General features: G+C 71.8%; 18 protein-coding genes. 5 read left to right on the top strand and 13 right to left on the bottom strand.

Annotated elements, in window-relative coordinates; all coding sequences use genetic code 11:
- Positions 1-85 precede the first annotated feature (85 nt).
- From JEQ17_RS37550 to infC, 5 genes are all read right to left on the bottom strand, one after another.
- Entirely contained in the window at positions 86-1231 is a 1146-nt protein-coding gene (locus tag JEQ17_RS37550) for a sensor histidine kinase (protein WP_200399401.1), read from the bottom strand.
- 79 nt (positions 1232-1310) lie between these two features.
- Positions 1311-2153, bottom strand: coding sequence for a TrmH family RNA methyltransferase (locus tag JEQ17_RS37545; protein ID WP_200399400.1), 843 nt, complete (start codon positions 2151-2153; stop codon positions 1311-1313).
- Between the two features lie 219 nt (positions 2154-2372).
- Entirely contained in the window at positions 2373-2756 is a 384-nt protein-coding gene (gene rplT / locus JEQ17_RS37540) for a 50S ribosomal protein L20 (protein WP_003970214.1), read from the bottom strand.
- A 95-nt stretch (positions 2757-2851) separates the two neighbouring features.
- A complete protein-coding gene (rpmI, locus tag JEQ17_RS37535) occupies positions 2852-3046 on the bottom strand; it encodes a 50S ribosomal protein L35 (RefSeq protein ID WP_019065473.1) in 195 nt (64 codons plus the stop codon).
- A 131-nt stretch (positions 3047-3177) separates the two neighbouring features.
- The gene (gene infC, locus JEQ17_RS37530; protein WP_234048511.1) at positions 3178-3816 is read right to left on the bottom strand and encodes a translation initiation factor IF-3; all 639 of its coding nucleotides are present in this window, start codon (positions 3814-3816) and stop codon (positions 3178-3180) included.
- A 532-nt stretch (positions 3817-4348) separates the two neighbouring features.
- Between infC and JEQ17_RS37525 the strand changes: the two genes are divergently transcribed.
- The gene (locus JEQ17_RS37525) at positions 4349-4705 is read left to right on the top strand and encodes a DUF1844 domain-containing protein (protein WP_055613892.1); all 357 of its coding nucleotides are present in this window, start codon (positions 4349-4351) and stop codon (positions 4703-4705) included.
- 63 nt (positions 4706-4768) lie between these two features.
- Here JEQ17_RS37525 and JEQ17_RS37520 read toward each other — a convergent pair whose 3' ends face one another.
- Entirely contained in the window at positions 4769-5500 is a 732-nt protein-coding gene (locus JEQ17_RS37520) for an SseB family protein (protein WP_200399399.1), read from the bottom strand.
- A 193-nt stretch (positions 5501-5693) separates the two neighbouring features.
- Here JEQ17_RS37520 and JEQ17_RS37515 point away from each other — a divergent pair, with 193 nt between their 5' ends.
- Positions 5694-6701 carry a serine hydrolase gene (locus tag JEQ17_RS37515; protein WP_200399398.1) on the top strand — a complete coding sequence of 336 codons (1008 nt, stop codon included), beginning with the start codon at positions 5694-5696 and terminating at the stop codon, positions 6699-6701.
- 152 nt (positions 6702-6853) lie between these two features.
- On the opposite strand, the gene mycP is transcribed toward JEQ17_RS37515, so the two are convergent.
- Positions 6854-8032, bottom strand: coding sequence for a type VII secretion-associated serine protease mycosin (gene mycP / locus JEQ17_RS37510; RefSeq protein WP_200399397.1), 1179 nt, complete (start codon positions 8030-8032; stop codon positions 6854-6856).
- A complete protein-coding gene (locus tag JEQ17_RS37505; RefSeq protein ID WP_234048510.1) occupies positions 8029-8847 on the bottom strand; it encodes a hypothetical protein in 819 nt (272 codons plus the stop codon). The genes mycP and JEQ17_RS37505 overlap by 4 nt, the downstream gene beginning before the upstream one ends.
- Before the next feature lie 1950 nt (positions 8848-10797).
- Here JEQ17_RS37505 and JEQ17_RS37500 point away from each other — a divergent pair.
- Positions 10798-12000, top strand: a complete 1203-nt coding sequence (locus JEQ17_RS37500; RefSeq protein WP_200399396.1) for an amino acid deaminase/aldolase — start codon at positions 10798-10800, stop codon at positions 11998-12000.
- 47 nt (positions 12001-12047) lie between these two features.
- On the opposite strand, the gene JEQ17_RS37495 is transcribed toward JEQ17_RS37500, so the two are convergent.
- The 4 genes from JEQ17_RS37495 to JEQ17_RS37480 form a co-directional block, all read right to left on the bottom strand.
- Positions 12048-13007, bottom strand: coding sequence for a DUF2510 domain-containing protein (locus tag JEQ17_RS37495; protein ID WP_200401922.1), 960 nt, complete (start codon positions 13005-13007; stop codon positions 12048-12050).
- A 101-nt stretch (positions 13008-13108) separates the two neighbouring features.
- Positions 13109-13900: a 3-oxoacyl-ACP reductase gene (locus JEQ17_RS37490; protein WP_200399395.1), complete on the bottom strand. Its 792-nt coding sequence runs from the start codon at positions 13898-13900 to the stop codon at positions 13109-13111.
- On the bottom strand, positions 13897-15297 hold the full coding sequence (locus JEQ17_RS37485) for an aldehyde dehydrogenase family protein (RefSeq protein ID WP_200401921.1): 1401 nt from the start codon (positions 15295-15297) through the stop codon (positions 13897-13899). The genes JEQ17_RS37490 and JEQ17_RS37485 overlap by 4 nt, the downstream gene beginning before the upstream one ends.
- Before the next feature lie 56 nt (positions 15298-15353).
- On the bottom strand, positions 15354-16718 hold the full coding sequence (locus JEQ17_RS37480) for a glutamine synthetase family protein (protein ID WP_200399394.1): 1365 nt from the start codon (positions 16716-16718) through the stop codon (positions 15354-15356).
- Between the two features lie 77 nt (positions 16719-16795).
- Here JEQ17_RS37480 and JEQ17_RS37475 point away from each other — a divergent pair, with 77 nt between their 5' ends.
- Both JEQ17_RS37475 and JEQ17_RS37470 read left to right on the top strand, forming a co-directional pair.
- Positions 16796-17530, top strand: a complete 735-nt coding sequence (locus tag JEQ17_RS37475; RefSeq protein ID WP_200399393.1) for a FadR/GntR family transcriptional regulator — start codon at positions 16796-16798, stop codon at positions 17528-17530.
- 113 nt (positions 17531-17643) lie between these two features.
- Positions 17644-18324 carry a gamma-glutamyl-gamma-aminobutyrate hydrolase family protein gene (locus JEQ17_RS37470; protein ID WP_200399392.1) on the top strand — a complete coding sequence of 227 codons (681 nt, stop codon included), beginning with the start codon at positions 17644-17646 and terminating at the stop codon, positions 18322-18324.
- Between the two features lie 270 nt (positions 18325-18594).
- Here the strand turns inward: JEQ17_RS37470 and JEQ17_RS37465 are convergent, their stop codons facing one another.
- On the bottom strand, positions 18595-19545 hold the full coding sequence (locus JEQ17_RS37465; protein ID WP_200399391.1) for a LysR family transcriptional regulator: 951 nt from the start codon (positions 19543-19545) through the stop codon (positions 18595-18597).
- Between the last annotated feature and the right edge of the window lie 16 nt (positions 19546-19561).

Here is a 19561-nt window from a genome sequence, read left to right as displayed (position 1 = left end):
TCCCTGAAAAGGGGACGCAAAGGTGCCAAAGGCCGAGTCTAACGGGGGTGAGGTGTGCGAATGCGCCCGTGGGGGCCTCGCGGCGTTACTGCAGGTACGCCGGGGTGCCCACGGGCAACGTAAATCGGAACTGTGCGCCGCCCTCGGGGGCGCGGCCGACCGTGATGGTGCCGCCGTGGGCTTCGACGATGCCCTTGACGATGTAGAGGCCGAGGCCGGTGCCGCCGCGCTTGCTGCCCCGCCAGAAGCGGGTGAAGACGCGGTTCATGGACTCCTCCGGGATGCCGGGGCCTTCGTCGCTCACCGTGACCGACGTGCAGGCGTCCTCTCCTTCGCGGAGTGACGGCGCGGGCTCCACGTCGATGGTGACGGTTCCCTCGCCGTGCCGCACCGCATTTTCCAGCAGGTTGCTGAGCACCTGGTCGACCTTGTCGGGGTCGGCCCACAGATCGGGCAGGGGCTGGCCGATGCGCAGCAGGAAGCGGTCGGCCGACTGGCCGGAGGCGACGTATGCCTGGATGTGCCGGCCGACGGCGGCGCCTATGTCGACGGGCTGACGGCGCAGTTCGAGGCGCCCGGAGTCGATGCGGGAGATGTCGAGGAGCTCGGCGATGAGGCGGGTGACCCGGTTGGCGTCCGCGTCGACCGTCTCCAGCATCAGCTTCTTCTGGTCGTCCGTGAACCGCTCCCACTTGGCGAGCAGCGTCGCGGTGAAACCCTTCACGGAGGTGAGCGGCGAGCGCAGCTCGTGGGCGACGGTGGCGATCAGCTCGGCGTGACTGCGCTCGGTGCGGCGGCGGGCCTCGGTGTCGCGGAGGGAGACGACGACCCGGCGGATCGGGCCGGTGGGCCGCACCCGTACGTACCGTGCCGAGACCAGGACCTCCCGGCCCCCGGGGAGCAGCAGATTGCGCTCGGGCTGTCCGACCCGGATCGCCAGCCCGCCGTACGGGTCGGTCAGCTGCCACCAGCGGCGGCCTTCGAGATCCTCCAACGGCAGGGCCCAGTCGAGGTGCCGGCCGAGGGCGTCGGCGGCGGGCGTGGCGGTGATGCGGGCGGCGGCGGCGTTGAAGCAGATCACCCGGCCGCGCTCGTCTGCGATCACGAGTCCGTCGGGCAGCTCGTCGGGGTCGAGGCCGAGCTCGGCGAGATCGCCGTGCCGGGGCGCGGGCGCGCTCCGCACGTCATGCGCCCGCAGTGCGCTCTTCGCACCGCTCGTGCCGACACTCATCCCCGTACCCCACCTCTCGTCTGGCGCAGGGCCCCCGAGCCCGTCACCCTACTAGCTGGGAGTGACGGAACGGACCCCCTCAGGAACCAGCACGGCGGGCACGCTGTGCACGAGCCGACGCGTAGAGACATACGGCGGCCGCCGTCGCGAGGTTCAAGCTCTCGGCCTTGCCGTGAATCGGTACGCGCACGACGGCGTCCGCCAGCGCGCGCGTCTCCTCCGGGAGCCCCCACGCCTCGTTCCCGAAGACCCAGGCGGTGGGACCGCTCATGGTGCCCTTGTCGAGCTCGTCGTCGAGGTCGTCCTCGCCCGCTCCGTCGGCCGCGAGAATCCGCACCCCGGCGTCCTTCAGCCCCTGCACCGCGTGCTCCACGGGTACGCCGATCGCGACCGGCAGATGGAACAGCGAACCGACCGACGCCCGTACGGACTTGGGGTTGTAGAGGTCGACGGACGCGTCGGTGAGGACGACGGCGTCGGCGCCCGCGGCGTCGGCGCAGCGCAGGACGGTCCCGGCGTTCCCGGGATCCCGGACGTTCGCCAGTACGGCCACCAGTTTGGGCCCGGCCTTGAGGATCTCCTCGAACGGCGTGTCCAGGAACCGGCAGATCCCGACGAGTCCCTGCGGGGTGACGGTCGTCGAGATGTCCGCGATCACGTCCTCGTCGGCGAGGTGCACCCGGGCCCCGGCGTCCCGGGCCTCACCCACGATGTCGGCGTACCGCTCGGCGGCGTCCGGCGTCGCGAAGAGTTCGACCAGTGTTTCTCCGCCGTCCCCCCGGTGCCCGGCGGCCTCTCGCACGGCCTGCGGCCCCTCCGCGAGGAACAGCCGCTCCTTCCCCCGGAAGTTCCGCTTCGCGAGCCGCCGGGCGGCCGAGACGCGCGCGGAACGGGGAGAGATCAGCTCGGGGCCGACAGGCATGGGATCACCTTTGGTTCACGGATGGGGCACGTCATTCCGCCGGGTTCACGGGGCCGGGGAGGGCCCCTCGTCTCCGCCGCGGCGGCGCTCAGCCGCGACGGCGGATTCCGGCGGCGCCGAACCGGCCGGCCCGACACGCGGCGGAGGAAAACACAAGTGGACCCGCAAGCCGAAAGGCGAGCGGGTCCACAGCAGTTCCGGCCAAGGCCAGCGCGAGCGTCACGCAGCCTTCGGCGCGTTGACGTCCGACGGCAGGGCCTTCTGCGCGACCTCGACGAGCGCGGCGAACGCGTTGGCGTCGTTGACGGCCAGCTCGGCGAGGATCTTGCGGTCCACCTCGATGTTGGCGGCCTTCAGACCCTGGATGAGGCGGTTGTACGTCATGCCGTTCTGGCGGGCCGCAGCGTTGATGCGCTGGATCCACAGCTGACGGAAGTCACCCTTGCGCTTCTTGCGGTCGTTGTAGTTGTAGACCAGCGAGTGGGTGACCTGCTCCTTGGCCTTGCGGTACAGGCGCGAACGCTGACCGCGGTAGCCGGAGGCCGCCTCGAGGATCGCCCGGCGCTTCTTGTGGGCGTTGACTGCCCGCTTGACGCGTGCCACTTTTTAACTCCTTGTAGCGGGGCCGTGGTGGTCGTCACACGGCCCGAATTCGATTGGGTCCCGGTCCAGACGTACGGCGCCGAGGCGCCCGAACGTCACTTGCCGAGAAGCTTCTTGATCTTCTTGGCGTCGCCCGGGGCCATCTCGGCGTTGCCGGTGAGGCGGCGCGTGACGCGCGACGACTTGTGCTCGAGCAGGTGGCGCTTGCCGGCGCGCTCACGGAGCACCTTGCCGGAGCCGGTGATCTTGAAGCGCTTGCTGGCACCGCTGTGCGACTTGTTCTTCGGCATAGCGCCGTTCTCTCCTCGTCAGTGGCGCTCCTGTGCCCGGTCGTGAAACCGGGCACAACGGAACGTCATGTGTATCGGTTGACGTCCCCGGACTCTCGTCCGGGAACCCCCTTGGGACTCGCGCCCCGGGATCAGGCCTCGGCGGAAGCCTCGGCCGGAGCCTCGGCGGTCTCCGTGTCGGCGTCGGCGACCTCCCCTTCGGGAATGTCGTCACCCGCGTGGTTCTGCGACTTGCCCGGGTTGGCCTTCGCCTCGGCCTTGCGGGCCGCCTGGGCCTCACGGGCCTCGGCCATCGCCTCGGTCTTCTTCTTGTGCGGGCCGAGAACCATGATCATGTTTCGGCCGTCCTGCTTCGGGTTGGACTCGACGAACCCGAGGTCCTCGACGTCCGAAGCGAGACGCTGCAGCAGTCGGTAGCCCAGTTCCGGGCGGGACTGCTCGCGACCACGGAACATGATCGTGATCTTGACCTTGTCGCCCTGCTTGAGGAACCGGACGACGTGACCCTTCTTGGTGTCATAGTCGTGCGGGTCGATCTTCGGCCGGAGCTTCATCTCCTTGATGACCGTGTGCGCCTGGTTCTTGCGCGCCTCACGGGCCTTCATGGCCGACTCGTACTTGAACTTCCCGTAGTCCATGAGCTTGCAGACCGGCGGTCGCGCGTTCGCGGCCACCTCGACCAGGTCGAGGTCGTACTCCTGCGCAAGCTCCAGGGCCTTGGCAAGCGGAACAATCCCGACCTGCTCGCCGCTGGGACCGACAAGTCGCACCTCGGGAACGCGAATCCGGTCGTTGATGCGGGGCTCGGCGCTGATGGATCCTCCTCGGATAGCACCACACGGCTGTCTGGCAGACAGCTCGCGTATGTCTGTTTCACTGGACCAACCACCGCGGCACATGAAAAATGCCCCGGACAGGACACAGGCGGTGGCTCCAAGAATGACCGGAGCACCGCCGCGGTGGCCCGCGGGGCGCATATCCAGCGACTCCATCGTCCGTACGGAACGATGGTGGCCGCCTGACCGGGTGACCCGCCGTCCCTGAGGACAGTCGGGTGGGAGATCGGAGCCTCCACTTGCGGGCCGGGCACAGGAGTGACCGGCCGGTCGTTACACAAGGTTAGCAGCTCCCCCGGGGTGGTGCGAATCGGCCTGCATGCACTGTTTCCCGGGCCCCCTGCGGAAGGCGCCCGGCCTCCGACGGGCGGGGCAGGGGCTCCTTCGGACCAAGCCGGGGCTACCTCGGACGAAGCCGGGGCTCCCGCGGGCGGAGGCCGACGGGCCGGGGCCTATCGTGTGGGGCATGAGTGAGACCCCTCCTGAGACCCCCGACTTCGACGCCATGACCCGCGACATCGCGGAGGTCCCCGCGGTCGAGGTCCTCGTGACGGTCGCCGTCAACCTGATGAGCGCCGCCGCCGTGAAGCTCGGTCTGACCGAGGAGGGCGACAAGTACAAGGACCTCGACGAGGCTCGCAAGCTGGTGCACGCGCTGGCCGGGCTGCTCGACGCGAGCGCGACCGAGATCAGCTCCTTCCACGCGGCCCCGCTGCGCGACGGCCTGAAGTCGCTGCAGCTGGCGTTCCGCGAGGCGTCGCTCGTCCCGGACGAGCCGGGCCAGGGTCCGGGCGAGAAGTACACGGGTCCGGTCTTCGGCTGACCCGTCCGGCAGCACGCTTTCCCGGCGTACGTCTCGCCGACTTCTACTTGTGACGTACCTCCATCACTGGCGTACGTACAGGGGCTCGCCCGGTGGCGTCGCCTCGGCCGGCAGGAGTGCCAGGTCGAGGCCGCGTACCAGGCGGGCCCTCAGTGTCTCGTCCGCGGCGAGGCGGCGGGCGACGGCCTGGGCGGTCTCGGCCGGGGCGGCGGACGGGTCCAGTACGAGGGCGAGGGTGCCGTCGGCACGGCCGGGGCCGAGGTGGGCGCGGAGCACCAGGGGTTCGTCGGCGACCGCGGCGCGTACCGCGGCGACCACGGCCGGATCGGCCAGCGGGTCCGTCGTGGTGCGCCCTTCGGCGAGCGCCAGCAGGGCCGGGCCCGTGAGCTCGTACGGGACGGGGCCCGCCAGGTCGAGTACGACGGTGTCGGCCTTCTCGTGGGCGGCGGCCTGGAGTGCCTGGTGCAGGGGTACGGCGACGGGGCGGGCCTCGGGGTCCCAGCGCGCCAGCGACTCGGTGGACGTGAAGGCGGGCAGGGCGGTCCGGTCGCCTGCCTTGAGGGTCGGGACGGCCATGTCGCTGGTCTTCTCGCGGCGCAGCCCGTTCTCGTCCTCCTCGACCTCGCCGAGCACGGCGACGACGGGGACGAGGAGCCGGGCTCCCTTGAGCGCGGCGAGAACGGGGCCGTGCGCGGACCGGTCCTCGGCCCAGGCCGTGAGCGCCGCGCTCAGCCGGGGGTCGGCGGAGCCGTCGTCGTCGGAGAAGCCGGGGTCGGGGATGTTCTTGTTCGCCACGGGCACCGAGCCTATCGGTGGGCGGTGGCGGTCCGTCCGGTGGGCGGCGCCGACCCGTCCGGTGGGGTGATCGTGCGCTTTGCGTCGGTCGGAAACCCGTCGTTCACGGAGTTCACGGGTTTCTCAGGGATCGCTGACACGCTTCTAACATCCGTCTAACCGGGCGCACAGTGCGGGGGCCCACGATCGCGGCATGTTCCCCCACAGGGCTCGTCCGCGCGGTGGCCGTCCGTCCCGTCGCAGGTCTCTCGTGTACGCCTCGGTCGCCTCCGTCGTGCTCGTGGGCGCCGCGTCCTCGGGGACGATGTACGTGAAGGCGCAGGCGCACGATGCCGAGGGGCTCGTATCTTCCTCGGTGGCGTCCGGTGCGGGTGCCTCGTCGGGGGCGACGGAAGCGATGGAGGCGACGGTGGAATCTTCGGCGGTGCCCACGGCTGCGACCAGTTCCAGGCCCAGGCCCACTCCCGTGGTGGACCGGGATGCGCTGCTCGCCGAGGCCGTGGAGGCCGTGGCCGTCGAGGACGGGGCGGCGGTGTCGGTGGCGGTGCTGGATGTGTCGTCCGGTGCGAGCGCCGTGTACGGGGACGGGGCGTTCGACACCGCGAGCATCGTGAAGGTCGACATCCTGGCCTCGTTGCTGTTGAAGGCGCAGGACGCGGGGCGGGGGCTCACCGCGCAGGAGAAGACGTACGCCGCCGCGATGATCCGGAACAGCGACAACGCGTCGGCGACCGCCCTGTGGACGGCGATCGGGCAGGCGGAGGGGTTGCGGGCGGCGAACGAGCGGTTCGGGCTGCTCCACACGGAGGGTGGGGACGGGGCGTTGTGGGGGCTTACGCAGACCACGGCCGCCGATCAACTCACGTTGTTGGGGCAGGTGTTCGGGGACGAGTCGGAGTTGAGCGAGGGGTCTCGGGCGTATCTGGTGGGGCTCATGGGGGAGATCGCCGTGGGGCAGGACTGGGGGGTGTCTGCCGCCGGGGCTGGCGCCGGGGCCTCTGAAATCGCCCTGAAGAACGGGTGGTTGCCGCGGAGTGCGACCGGGTTGTGGGACATCAACAGTGTGGGGCGGGTGGGTGTGAGCGACGGTCGGGAGTATTTGGTGGCTGTCCTGTCCGACGGCAACTCGACCAAGGAGAAGGGGATTTCGGTGGTTGAGGCTGTTGCGAAGGTGGCCGTGTCCTGTTTTGAGGGGGACTGACGCTCCCGCGGTCCGGTGGGGATGTGCGGGTCGTGGTGGGCTGGTCGCGCAGTTCCCCGCGCCCCTGAAAAACGCTGCCGCGCGGCGTGTGTCGTGTGCGGGTTGTTCTGGGCTGAGCGCGCAGTTCCCCGCGCCCCCGAAAGGGCTTGGTTCTAAAGGGGCTTGGTTGGTTTTCTGCTGCCTCGCCAGAGGATGATGGCCACTACCAGGAGGACGCCGCCGGTGCTGCCTGCCAAGGGGCCCACCCAGGCCGACGTGGGGCTGTCCTCCTTGGCGGCGTCGGGGCCCTTGCCGAAGTACTTGTTGTTGTGGGCCGCCGCCTTCAGGCCCTCGGGCTTCAGGTCGGCGCCTGACTTGATGGCGGCCGCGGGGTCCACGAAGCCGAAGCCCCGGGAGTCGTCGCGGCCGCCGGTGGGAGCGTCGCGGGCCGTGTCCTCCAGGAGCTGTTTGATCTGGGCCGGGGACAGGCCCGGGTGGGCCGCCTTGATGAGGGCGACCGCGCCGGAGACGAAAGCCGACGCGGCGCTCGTACCCCAGCCCTCGTAGTACTTCCGGTCCGGATCGGCGATGACGACGTCGACGCCGGGCGCGCTGACCGTGGCGTACCAGCGGCGGGTGGAGAACGAGGCGCGGGTGCCGTAGCGGTCGACGGCCGTCGCGGCGATGACGCCCGGGTAGGCCGCCGGGTACGAGATGTGGTCGCCCTTCTCGCCGCCGTTGCCGGCCGAGGCGACGACGACGGCGCCCTTCTTCAGGGCGTACTGGACGGCGGCGTCCTCGGAGGCCTCGGGGTGGGCGGACTTGGAGTCGTCGCCGAGGGAGAGGTTGATGACGTCGGCGTCGTGGTCGGCGGCCCAGCGGATACCTTCGGCGAGGGCGTTGCCACGGGTGTTGCGGGCCTTGCCGCGGGCGGAGTCGCCGTCTTCGAGGATCACGCGGACGGGGAGGATCTTGGCCTCCGGGGCGATGCCCATGACTCCGTCGGCGTCGCCCACGCCGTGTCCGTGGCCCGCGATGATGCCGGCCATCGCGGTGCCGTGGCGGGCCCAGGGGCGGTCGCCGCGGCCGGCGCCGAAGCCGACCATGTCCTTGCCGGTGAGGACGTTGCCCTCGAGGTCCGGGTGTTCGTCGTCGACACCCGTGTCGAGTACGGCGACGGTGATGCCCTTGCCCTTCGTCGTCTGCCACGCCTCCTGCGTGTGCATCGCGTCGAGGGCCCACTGTTTGGCACGGATCCCGTCGGCGTGAGCGGCGGTGGAGGGCAGGAGGGCGATGGTGGCGGCCAGTAGGCCGACCACGAGTCCCTTCCTGTGCAGGGCCCTGCGGGTCATGACGGCTTCTCCGTGGCCGAGTTGACGGTCTTTCGGAGGCTTCGCTCGATGCGGTCGGCGAGGCCCTGTGCGTCGTGGCCCAGGCCGCCCTGGGCGGCGGGCGTGGTGGCGTCGGCCTTCATCGCGTCCTCGGCGGGCTGCGGTTCGGTGACGGTACGGCCGTCGGCGAAGCCGGAGACGGCGTAGACGACGACCGGGGCGTCGGTCAGGACCGAGAGGGTCCAGGACGCGCGCTGGGCGTCGCCGAACCCGGCGGCGAGGGTGCCCTGTGCGCCGTATGGGCGGGGCATGAGGTCTCGTCGGCGGTCGAGGCCCTGTGCGTTGAACCGGGTGCGCAGGGTGCCCATGGCCGCGGAGTCCGCCTTCGTGAACAGCAGGCCGACCGTGGTGACGTGGCTGCGGGTGGCGTCCGTGTAGGTCGCGCGCAGGAGGCGCAGACAGCCGGCGGGGGCGAGCGCCTTGCTCAGGAGCGGGTCGAAGGCGTCCTTGCAGCCGCTGTCCGGGGCCACGGCGATACGGGTCCATGTGCGGTCGGCGCCGCCCGGGCCCGCGCCCTCGCCGTCGACGGTGGGCGGGAAGAGTTCGTCCACGGGGATGCTGTGCCACAGGGCCCCGGCCGCCGTGAACGCGTCCGGTGTTCCGGCCCCGTCCGCGCTGTCGCCGCTCAGCCAACTGCCCGTCACCGCACCGCCGATGAGCCCGAGCCCCAGCACGACGCAGGTCACCACGGCCGCGAGGCGGGGGCGCGGACGGGCGCCTCCCGTGCGCGGCTGGACGGTGTCGTTGTCGTACGTGTCGGGGGCCGCGAGGGACACGAAGGGGCGGTGGGTCGGGCCCGGGGTTTCCGTGACGTGCGGAGTGGGGTCCGTGAAGGACTCGGCCGAGCCGGACAGGTGGATCTCGGGGCGGCGCGGGGGGCCGGCCGCCGCGGGCGGGTCGGCAGGGGCGGCCGGGACAGCCGGGACGGGTCGCAGTCTGGTGGTGGTCTCCGTCGGGGTCTCCCAGGGCGCGCCGGTGCGCCGCGCGGAGGGGTGGAACGTGCTCGGCCGCGGCGGAACGGGCGGCCTGGCCGGGCGTTCCGCGGCGCCCGGCCCCGACGGCGGCGCGACGCGGCGTTCGGCGGCGCCGGGCCTGGGCCCCGGAGTCTCCGGCCTCGGCGGGGCGAAGGGCCGCAGGGGCAGCCCGGAGTCGGGACGCTCCTGGGAGGTGCCGTTGGCCGTCCGGGGTGCGGCGTTGGCCGTCCGCGGATCGGTGGCGGGACGGTGCGGGCCGGAACTGCCCTCGCCGTTCGCCCTCGGACCGCGGGACTCGGCCGCGGGCCGCGCCGGACCGTCGCTCCCCCGAGTACTCCGACCGGCCGCTCCCGCCCCTCCCGGTGCGTCCGCGGGACGCGGCGGGACCCCCGCCGCCCCCTCGGCGCTCCTCCCCGGAGCATACGAATCCCCCGCCGGACGCTGCGAAAAGCCTGCCTGCCCCGCACGCCCTGCGGTCGCCCCGGACTCGGTCGCCGGACGCGGCGGAGCACCGGCCCGCTCAGCACGCCCTGCCCCCGCCCCGGACTCGGGCGCCGGACGCCGTGGGACATCGGCCCGGTCGGTGGCCCTTGAGCCCGCCCCGGGTTCACGCGCCGGACGCGGAGGAGCACCCGCCCGCTCGGCACGCCCCGCCCCCATCCCGGACTCGGCCGCCGGACGGCGTGGGACATCGGCCTGATCTGTGGTCCTTGGGGCCGCCCCGGGTTCACGCGCCGGACGCCCCGCCCCCATCCCCGACTCGGCCGCCGGACGGCGTGGGACATCGGCCCGGTCGGTGGCGCTTGAGCCCGCCCCGGGTTCACGCGGCGGACGTGGTGGGACGCCCGGCTGTTCGGTGCGTAGGGGAGTCGTCTGTTCGGTGTGGCCCGGAGTCGTTCCGGGGGCGTCGGACGGACGTGGTGGGCGAGCGGTGTTCTCCGGGCTCGTCGGGGTGGTGCGTGGGCCGGTCGACGGGCGCGGTGGGACGGGCGGTTTCCCTGTCCGGTCCACGCGCGGCATGGCGCCCGTGTCGGGCGGCGGTGTGTCCGGGAAGCGCGCCGAAGCGGGGGGCGGCGGGGGCATTTCCGGTTCGTGGCGCCGTTCGCCCGCGGGACGAAGGTTCGGGAAGCGGGACGTCGCGGCCGAGGACGTGCCTCGGGGGCCGGTCCCGTCCGACGCGTGCGGCCGGTGCGGTGTGCCCGGGGCGCCGGAGCCCGGCCGGGTCTCCGGGATGCCGGGCCTCGGCGGTGCGTCTCCGAAGTCGCGCCCCGCAGAAGAGTCCATGGCATCGGCGTCCGGCCCCTCGGGCCGCCGCGGAACACCCGCGGTCCCGGGCTGGTGCGACGCACGCCCCGACCTCGCGGATCCGAAGGCGTCGAACCAGGGCCGGTGGTCCGGGCTCTCGGGCGCCTCGACGGCGCCACGGCCCGACGGCGTACCGGAGTTGCCCGTGTCTCCCTTATTCCCGGACTCGTCGGACTGCTCTCGTCCACTCTCCGCCGAGGGCTGCTCGGGGGGCGTCGAGGGGCGTGGCGGAATGGAGGCGCGGCGCGCTTCCGTGCTCATGCACCCCCCGTTTCCTCGGCCCCGGCGACCGGCCCGCCGGAGGGTCCCCTCCGGACCCGTTCCCTGCTTGCGTGCGCGTCACTCTACGGGTTGACGCTGTGCGAGTGGGAACCAGTCGGCAGGCCCGGGGCATCTGCCCGGAACGTCCCCCTACCCTGCGGTAATCAGGTCTGGCAGGCTTCGCCCATGACTGCCCGCGCCGCAGACCGGGCCCGTTACGACCGGGCCACCGCTCACCTAGACGCACCCGTCGCCATCGTGGACCTGGAGGCCTTCGACGCCAACGCGGAGGATCTCGTACGGCGGGCGGCGGGCAAGCCCGTACGCGTCGCGAGCAAGTCCGTACGCTGCCGTGCGCTGCTCGAACGCGTGCTGGCCCGGGACGGCTTCGCCGGGATCATGTCGTTCACGCTCGCCGAGTCGCTGTGGCTGGCGCGCTCCGGTTTCGAGGACGTACTGCTCGCGTATCCGTCCGCGGACCGCAAGGCGTACGCGGAGCTCGCCGCCGATCCGAAGCTCGCGGCCGCCGTGACGGTCATGGTCGACGACCCGGCGCAGCTGAAGCTGATCGACGACGCCCGGGAGGGCGGACGCGAAGAGGTGCGTGTCTGCCTGGAGTTGGACACCGCGCTGAAGATGCTCGGCGGCCGGGTCCGGGTCGGCGCCCGCCGTTCGCCGCTGCACTCCCCCGCCCAGGTCGCCGAGATGGCCCGTACGGTCGCTCGTCGGCCCGGTTTCCGGCTCGTCGGGATCATGGCGTACGAGGGGCACATCGCGGGGGTCGGCGACTCCGTGCGGGGGCGGCCGCTGCGGTCGCGTGCGATCCGGCTGATGCAGGCCACGGCCCGCAAGGAGCTGGCGCAGCGCCGGGCGGACGTCGTGCGGACGGTGCGGGCCGTCGTGCCGGACCTGGAGTTCGTCAACGGCGGTGGCACGGGCAGCGTCCAGCACACCGCGGCCGAGGACTCGGTGACCGAGATCGCGGCCGGGTCGGGGCTGTACCAGCCGCGGCTCTTCGACAACTACACGTCGTTCAGCGGGCGTCCGGCCGCGCTCTTCGCACAGCCCGTCGTGCGCAGGCCGGGGGTGGGTGTGGTGACCGTCCTCGGCGGCGGCTACCCGGCGTCGGGTGCCGCGGGTCCCGACCGGTCGCCCGTGCCGTACCTGCCCGAGGGGCTGCGGTACGACGCCCAGGAGGGTGCCGGCGAGGTGCAGACGCCGCTGCTCGGCTCGCCCGCGGACGATCTGCTGATCGGCGACAAAGTGTGGTTCCGGCACGCGAAGGCCGGGGAGCTGTGCGAGCGGTTCGACGTGCTGCAGCTCGTGGAGGGCGACGCGGTGACGGCGACGGTCCCGACCTATCGCGGGGAAGGCCACACGTTCCTGTAGCCGACAGCTGACAGCCGGCTCCGGCCTGCCGTGCGGGCCGGAGCCGGCTACTGGGTGGGGCCGATGCTGCTGCCCACTCCGCCGCCCGTGCCCTCGTCGCCCACGGGCCGGATCCCCTTGGTGATCCGGTCCATGTCGGCGAGGGGCGGCCCTTCCTCGCCCGCGTCGAAGGCGTACCGCACCATGACCATCGACTCCGAGCCGACGCTGGACGGGAACGCCATCGACTGGACGTAACCTCCGGGCCCCGCCTCGGTCTTGACGCGCCAGCGCACGAAGTACCCGGTGCGGCCGGCGACCGCCACCGACCCCTGCCCGACCACCTCGTGCGAGGTGATGCCGTGGAAGGGGCGCTGGTTGACCTTGTTGCGGTCGTAGGCGCGGTCGGCCGCCTCGGATATGTCGTCCTTGGCGAGGGTCTCGGGGGACTTCTCGTCGTTCGAGGTGACCGTGCGCGAGATGACCGTGCCGTGGCGGCAGAGGCCGTCGTCGCCCGGGCAGTCGTACGTCCCGGACGTGGTCATCATGATGTCGGTCTCGGTGACGCTCTGGGGTCTGGCCCAGCCGTCGAGGAGCGGCAGGGTGATGCCGTTGAGCTCGTCCACGACGACGGAGGGGTCGTCGGCGGACGGTTCGGAGCTGGACTCCGAGGGCGAGGGCGCGGCGCTCGTGGGCTCGGACGACGTGGGCGTCGGCGCGGTCTGCGTCTGCGGGTCGCCGTCGTCCCCTCTCAGGACGACGGCGCCCGTGACGATCGCGGCGACCAGCACGACGGCCGCGGCGGTGAGGGCGATCGCCTTCGCACGGCCGGAGCCGCCGGAGCCGCCCGAGACGCCGGTCCCGAGCGGTACCGTCGGCGTCGAAGGCGTGAACTGCGGCTGCGCGTACGGCTGTTGTGGCGTCGACGCGTCAGGTGAGCGCCGGTGTTCGGTCCAGGCGGTCCCGTCCCACCAGCGCTCCACGTGCGGGGCGGAGGGGTCCCGGTACCACCCGGGCGGGGGCGTCATGCTCATCCCGGCACTCTAGGCGGCTTCGGCGAACTCCGGTGAGCCACCGTGCCCCGCGGGGGCGCGGGGAACTGCGCGACCAGCCACGGACGGCCCGCGGCCTACAAGGGCGTGACGTACGCGCCCGAGATTCCGCCGTCCACCAGGAAGTCCGTGGCGTTCACGAACGAGGAGTCGTCGCTGGCGAGGAACGCGACCGCCGCGGCGATCTCCTCGGCCTGCGCGAACCGCCCGACCGGGATGTGCACGAGGCGGCGCGCGGCCCGCTCCGGGTCCTTGGCGAACAGTTCCTGGAGGAGGGGCGTGTTGACCGGCCCGGGGCACAGGGCGTTCACGCGGATGCCCTCCCGCGCGAACTGCACGCCCAGCTCACGGGACATGGCGAGCACACCGCCCTTGGAGGCCGTGTACGAGATCTGCGAGGTCGCGGCGCCCATCCGGGCCACGAACGAGGCGGTGTTGATGATCGAGCCCCTGCCCTGCTGCCGCATGTAGGGGATCGCGGCCTTGCAACACAGGTACACCGACGTGAGGTTGACCTCCTGGACGCGCTTCCAGGCCTCCAGGCCCGTCTCCAGGATCGAGTCGTCGTCGGGCGGCGAGATGCCCGCGTTGTTGAAGGCGATGTCGACGGACCCGTACGTGTCGAACGCGGTCTTGAAGAGCGCCTCGACCTGCTCGGGGTCGGTGACGTCGACCTTCACGAAGATGCCGCCGATCTCCTCGGCAGCGGCCTTGCCGCGGGTCTCGTCGACGTCGCCGCAGACGACGTGTGCGCCCTCGGAGGCGAGCCGGCGTGCGGTGGCGAGGCCGATGCCGCTGCCGGCCCCGGTGATGACGGCGGTGCGGCCGACCAGGCGGCGGCAGATGATGTCGTCGGTCGTTGCGCTCACTGTGCGGGGCCCTCCGTGCTGATGAAGACGTTCTTGGTTTCGGTGAAGGCGGCCAGGGCGTCCGGGCCGAGTTCGCGGCCGATGCCCGACTGTTTGAAGCCGCCGAACGGGGTCCAGTAGCGGACGCTGGAGTGGGAGTTGACGGACAGGTTCCCGGCTCGGACGGCGCTCGACACGCGCAGGGCGCGGCCCACGTCCCGGGTCCAGATGGAACCGGCCAGGCCGTACTCGGTGGCGTTGGCGAGGCGGATCGCGTCGGCCTCGTCCTCGAAGGGGAGGACCACGGCGACCGGTCCGAAGACCTCTTCGACGGCCACGCGCGCGTGGGCCTCGATTCCGGTCAGGACGGTGGGCGGGAACCAGAAACCGGGGCCTTCGGGGGCGGTGCCCCGGATGCCGACCGCACTGTCGGTGGTCTCGGTGACGTACGACCGTACGCGCTCCAGCTGGGACTTGGAGATCAGCGGGCCCATGGCGGTCTTCTCGTCGGCCGGGTCGCCGACGACGACGGACTCGATCGCCGGGGCGAGGAGTTCGAGGAAGCGGTCGTACGCGGACCGCTGGACGAGGATGCGGGTGCGGGCGCAGCAGTCCTGGCCGGAGTTGTCGAGGAAGGACATGGGGGTGGCGGCCGCGGCGGCCTCGATGTCGGCGTCGGCGAAGACGATGTTGGGGCTCTTGCCGCCGAGTTCGAGGGTGACGCGCTTGAGAAGCGCCGAGCCCTTGGCCAACACCTGTTTGCCCACGGTCGTTGACCCCGTGAAGACGATCTTCGCGACCCCGGGGTGTTCGACCAGCGCGTTGCCGGTGACCGCGCCCGCCCCCGGGAGCACCTGGAAGAGATGCTCCGGCAGCCCGGCCGCCGGGGCGAGTTCGGCCAGTCGGAGGGCCGTCAGCGGGGTCGTCTCGGCGGGCTTGAGGATGACCGCGTTGCCCGCCGCGAGCGCCGGAGCCGTACCCCATGCCGCGATGGGCATCGGAAAGTTCCACGGCGCGATGACGGCGACGACGCCCAGCGGTTCGAGGATCGTGATGTCGAGACCGCCCGGCACCGGGATCTGGCGCCCGGTGAGCCGCTCCACGCCCCCGGCCGCGTAGTCGAGCAGATCGCGCACGTTGCCCGCCTCCCAGCGGGCGTTGCCGACCACATGCCCGGCCTCGCGGACCTCCAGCTGGGCGAGTTCCTCCAGATGTTCGTCGACGACGACGGCGAACCGGCGCAACAGCCGGGCCCGTTCACCGGGCGCGAGGGCGGCCCACCGGACCTGTGCCTTCGCGCCTCGTACGACGGCCGCGTCCACCTCGGCCGTGCCCGCACCCGGAACGGTGGCGACGACTTCCTCGGTGGCCGGATTGAGCACCCGGAGCTCGTGCTCATCGGACGCAGGAGCCCGCAGGTGCGACTGGGATTGCGGCTCGGATTGCGGCTGGGACTGGGACAACGAAGAACCCCTCACATGCGTTCGAAGGAGCGGCGGAGCTCCCAGTCGGTCACCGCGGCGTCGAAGGCGTCCAGTTCGACGCGCGCCATGTTGCGGTAGTGCGCGACCACCTCGTCACCGAAGGCGGCCTTGGCGATGGCGCTCTTCTCCCAGATCTCGGCGGCCTCGTGCAGCGTGGTCGGCACGTGCTCGTACCCCGAGGTGTACGCGTTCCCGGTACACGCCTCCGGCAGCTCCAGCTTCTGCTCGATGCCGTACAGTCCGGCCGCGACGAGCCCCGCGACGGCGAGGTGCGGATTGACGTCCCCACCCGGAAGCCGGTTCTCGAACCGCATCGAGCGCCCGTGCCCGACGACCCGCAGCGCGCAGGTCCGGTTGTCGTACCCCCAGGCCACGGCCGTCGGCGCGAACGACCCGGGCTGGAACCGCTTGTACGAGTTGATGTTGGGCGCGTAGAGCAGCGAGAAGTCCCGGAGCGCGGCGAGTTGGCCCGCGAGGAAGTACCGCATGACCTGCGACATCCCGCCCGCCCCGTCGCCCGCCATGACATTGGTGCCGTCGGCGTCGGCGAGCGAGAGGTGGATGTGACAGGAGTTGCCCTCGCGCTCGTTGTACTTGGCCATGAAGGTGAGCGAGACGCCCTCCTGGGAGGCGATCTCCTTGGCCCCGGTCTTGTAGATGGCGTGCTGGTCGCAGGTGACCAGGGCCTCGTCGTACTTGAAGGCGATCTCGTGCTGCCCGGGATTGCACTCGCCCTTGGCGGACTCGACGATCAGCCCGGCGGCGCCCATCTCATTGCGGATACGCCGCAGCAGGGGCTCGATCCGCCCGGTCCCGAGCACCGAATAGTCGATGTTGTACTGATTGGCAGGCGTGAGGCCCCGGTAGTTCGCGTCCCAGGCCTGCTCGTACGTGTCCTTGAAGACGATGAACTCCAGCTCGGTCCCCACCTGCGCGGTGAACCCGTGCTCGGCGAGCCGCTCCAGCTGGCGCCGGAGGATCTGGCGGGGCGCGGCCACGACGGGCGAGCCGTTGTCCCAGGCGAGGTCGGCGACGAGCATCGCCGTACCCGCGTTCCAGGGAACACGGCGCAGCGTGCTCACATCCGGATGCATGGCGAAGTCGCCGTAACCGCGCTCCCAGGACGACATCTCGTATCCGTCGACGGTGTTCATGTCGGTGTCGACGGCCAGAAGGTAGTTGCAGCCCTCCGTACCGTGGTGCAGGACCTCGTCGAGGAAGAAGCGCGCGGCGAACCGCTTGCCCTGGAGCCGCCCCTGCATGTCCGGGAAGGCCAGGACGACCGTGTCGATCTCGCCGCTCGCGACGAGGGCGTGCAGCTCCTCGACACTGAGGGGTGGTGTGCGGTCTGCCACGGGAAATGCCTCCTTCGGTCAGCCGAGAGCCATAAGGTATTGCCGAGAACCATTGCTTGGGAAGGGGGCACGGCCGGATGTCGCAGCCGGATCCACATGAACTGAACGACCGGTTGACGCCGGTGCTGCGCCCGGTGCGCGCGGGCAACGGCTTCGAGGAGGCCCTGGAGCAGATCCTCCAGGTCGTCCGGCTCGGCCTGGTGCCCGGGGGCGAACGGCTGCCCGCCGAACGGGAGTTGGCGGACCGCCTCGGGATCAGCCGGGTGACGCTGCGCGAGGTCCTGAAGGTCCTCCAGGACCAGGGCCTGGTCGAGTCGAGGCGCGGCCGATACGGCGGCACGTTCGTCCTCCCCCGAACCGACGCCCCCGGCGAGGCCGAGCTGCGCCGCCGGATCGACGAGGTCGACATAGAGGACGTGCTGCGCTTCCGCGAGGTCCTGGAGGTGGGCGCGGCGGGTCTCTGCGCCGCGCACGGTCTGTCCCCCGACCGGTCGACCCGCCTGCGCGAGGCTCTGGCCCGCACCCAGGACGCCCCCCTGTCGGACTACCGCCGCCTGGACACCCTCCTGCACCTCACCCTCGCCGAGCTGTGCGGTTCCCCGACCCTCACCGCCCAGTACGCGGCGGTACGCGCCACCGTGAACGACCTGCTCGACTGCATCCCCCTCCTGGTCCGGAACCTGGAGCACTCGCAGCGCCAGCACGAGGCGCTGGTCGAGGCGGTGCTCGACGGGGACGCGGACGGGGCCCGCGAGATGATGCGCGAACACTGCGCGGGCACGGCTGCGCTCCTGCGCGGCTTCCTGGCATGAGGGCCTGTGCGAGGCGCCCGCCCACAAGATCCGGTCAGGTCGCCCCTGTAAAGGTATGGGGTCGGTCTATTAGCCTCCTCCCGAAGGGCGCACGAGAAACAGGGAGCGTGGGGATGGCAGGCAGACCGCTCATCGGAGTCAGCACATACCTGGAGACCGCACGCTGGGGCGTATGGGAACTGGAGGCGGCGCTGCTGCCGGCCGGCTACCCGCGCCTGGTCCGAGCGGCGGGCGGCCTGGCCGCGATGCTGCCACCGGACGAGCCGGCCCACGCCGCCGAGACCGTGGCCCGGCTCGACGGCCTGGTGATCGCGGGCGGCCCCGACGTGGACCCGTCGCGCTACGGCGCCGCCCGCGATCCCCGTTGCGGCCCCGAGGCCCGCGCCCGCGACACCTGGGAACTCGCACTGATCGACGCCGCGTTGGCCTCCGGCACGCCGCTCCTCGGAATCTGCCGCGGCATGCAGCTCCTGAACGTCGCGCTCGGCGGAACCCTCGTCCAGCACATCGACGACCACATCGAATCGGTGGGAGTCTTCGGCCACCACACGGTCAAGCCGGTCCCGGGCTCCCTCTACGCCACGTTGATCCCCGAGGAAACCTCCGTACCGACCTACCACCACCAGGCCGTGGACCACCTGGGCACCGCCCTGACCCCCTCCGCCCACGCAACGGACGGCACGATCGAGGCCATCGAACTCCCCACCCCCAACTGGGTGTTGGGAGTCCAATGGCACCCCGAAATGGGCGAGGACACACGAGTAATGGCGGGCTTGATCCAGGCCACTTCCTGACACACTCAGGGACACGGGGAACGGGGAACGGCGCAGCCTTTTGGGGGTTCGGGAACGGGCGCAGTCCCCTAGGGGCGCGGGGAACGGCGCAATCTTTGGGGGCGCGGGGAACGGCGCAGTCTTCTGGGGGCGCGGGGAACAGCGCAATCTTTGGGGGCGCGAGGAACGGCGCAATCCTTTAGGGGCGCGGGGAACTGCGCAGTCTTTAGGGGCGCGGGGAACGGCGCGACCAGCCACAACACACCCGCAGCCGAGAACGCACCGCCCGCCCTACCCCCGAGTCAACGCCAACAAATCCCGCGCAGGCCCAGTAGGCCGATGCCCCACAGGCCAAACAGCCCGCAGATCCCGGCTCAGCCGAACCCCCTCCACCGGAATCTCGACAAGCCGACGCGCGGACAACTCCTCCCCCAACGCCAGCTCACTGAGAACCGCCGGCCCCGCCCCCGAAGCCGCGGACGCCTTCACCGCCGTCGTGGAGGACAGCTCGATCAGAGGGCGGGCCAGCCCGCCAAGCGCCGCGTCCAAGACCTGCCGCGTCCCCGACCCCTCCTCCCGCAGAATCAACGGCGCCCCCGCCAACTCCCGGGCGTCGAGCGCCCGCCGCCTCCGCGCCCACGCGTGCCCGGGCGCGGTCACCACGATCAGCCGGTCGTGGGCGATCACCACGGAGTCCAGCCCGCTCGGCACGGACACCCCCTCCACGAACCCGAGGTCCGCCTCACCGGAGAGCACCCGCTCGGCCACGACCGTCGAGTTCCCGGCGATCAGGGAAACCGCCGTGTCCGGCCGCTGCGCGCGCAGAGCGAGCAACCACCCGGGCAGCAGGTACTCGGCGATCGTCATGCTCGCCGCGACCCGCAGCCGGGAGTCCCGCCGGTCCCGCAGCGCCTGCGCCCCCGCGTCGAAGGCCTCCGCAGCCTCCACCACCCGCCGGGCCCAGTCCGTCACCAGCGCCCCCGCGTCGGTGAGCCGCGACCCGGTGGGCGAGCGGTCGACCAGGGCGACCCCCAGCTGCCGTTCCATGGACCGGATCCGGCTGCTTGCGGCCGGCTGCGTGATCCCGACCTCCCGGGCGGCCCGCCCCAGACTCCCGAGCCGCGCCACGGCGAGCAGCAGCTCCAGCGCACCCAGATCGGGGACGCGATGCGACAGCCCGCCCCCCGGTATGGACGCCGTCTCGCGAACCCCCTGGTCACCCGTCCCGTCATCCCGACTCATAAGCCCACCTTATGTC

Source organism: Streptomyces liliifuscus (genome assembly GCF_016598615.1).
In the GTDB taxonomy this organism is placed as follows: Bacteria; Actinomycetota; Actinomycetes; order Streptomycetales; family Streptomycetaceae; genus Streptomyces; species Streptomyces liliifuscus.
This window is presented reverse-complemented; position numbering and strand designations above follow the sequence as displayed.